This is a genomic window from Rhizobium sp. YIM 134829 (genome assembly GCF_046546455.1).
This window is the reverse complement of sequence record NZ_JBKHKI010000017.1, coordinates 1-1,230: the sequence shown is the minus strand read 5'-3', so window position 1 is coordinate 1,230 and position 1,230 is coordinate 1. Positions and strand designations below refer to the sequence as shown.

2 protein-coding genes are annotated in these 1,230 nt (G+C 65.8%); both read right to left on the bottom strand.

Annotated elements, in window-relative coordinates:
• Positions 1-264, bottom strand: a 264-nt coding sequence (locus tag ACLE20_RS15455) for a low molecular weight phosphatase family protein (RefSeq protein ID WP_410941205.1), incomplete at its 3' end; no start/stop codon positions are given.
• On the bottom strand, positions 261-1,230 hold a 970-nt coding region (gene arsB, locus ACLE20_RS15450), incomplete at its 5' end, for an ACR3 family arsenite efflux transporter (RefSeq protein ID WP_410941204.1). The genes ACLE20_RS15455 and arsB, both read right to left, overlap by 4 nt.

Sequence of the window (1,230 nt, the reverse complement as noted above, 5' to 3'; positions counted from 1 at the left end):
TTCGCGGCCCAGGGTGACCACCAGATCGACGTCGCGGGCCAGCTCCAAATCGACCAGCGTGGGTTGCTCACCGATGATGTCGACGCCCACCTCCAGCAGCGCCTGGGCGGACAGATCGTTCACTGCGCCACCGGGTTTGGTGCCGGCGGAATGCACGTTCACGGTGTCACCGGCGAGCTGGCGCATGAGCCCGGCGGCCATCTGTGACTTACCGCCGTTCTTGACGCAGACGAACAGCACCGACGGTTTGGACGACTCGGTCATGGTCGGGAGTCCTTCGTCGTCGATGGACGGTCGGCAGCTGCCGCCGGCACAGTGGCGTGGTCGGCGAAGCGGCGGCGCAGCGCCAGCGAGACGTAGACCAGAGCGACCAGCACGGGCACCTCGATCAGTGGGCCGACCACCCCGGCCAGAGCTTGTCCGGACGTGGCGCCGTAGGTGGCGATCGCGACGGCGATGGCGAGTTCGAAGTTGTTGCCCGCAGCGGTGAACGCGAGCGTGGTGGTCCGCGGGTAACCCAGGCCGATCGCGGCGCCCAGGAGGTAACCCCCGCCCCACATGATCGCGAAGTAGACGAGCAGCGGCAGTGCGATTCTCGCGACGTCGAAGGGGCGGCTGGTGATCTGTTCGCCTTGCAGGGCAAAGAGGATCACGATGGTGAACAGCAGCCCGTAGAGCGCCCACGGGCCGATTCGGGGCAGGAACTTCGATTCGTACCAGTCGCGACCCTTGGCCTTCTCGCCGAGCCGACGCGACAGATAGCCCGCCAGCAGCGGGATGCCCAAGAAGATGAGCACCGACTTGGCGATCTGCCACGGGGAGGTGTCGATGGTGGTCTGTTCCAGGCCGAGCCAGCCTGGCAGGACTGACAGGTAGAACCACCCCAGCACGGCGAACATGACGACCTGGAAGATCGAGTTCAACGCGACCAGCACCGCAGCGGCCTCGCGGTCCCCGCAGGCCAGGTCGTTCCAGATGATGACCATGGCGATGCAGCGGGCCAGGCCCACGATGATCAGCCCGGTCCGATACTCGGGCAGGTCGGGCAGCATCAGCCACGCCAGGGCGAACATCAACGCCGGCCCGAACACCCAGTTCAAGAACAGGGAACTCAGCAGGAGCTTGCGGTCGCCGGTCACGGTGTCGAGGCGGTCGTATCTGACCTTGGCCAACACCGGATACATCATGATCAGCAAGCCGAGGGCGATCGGCAACGAGATGCCGTCGATC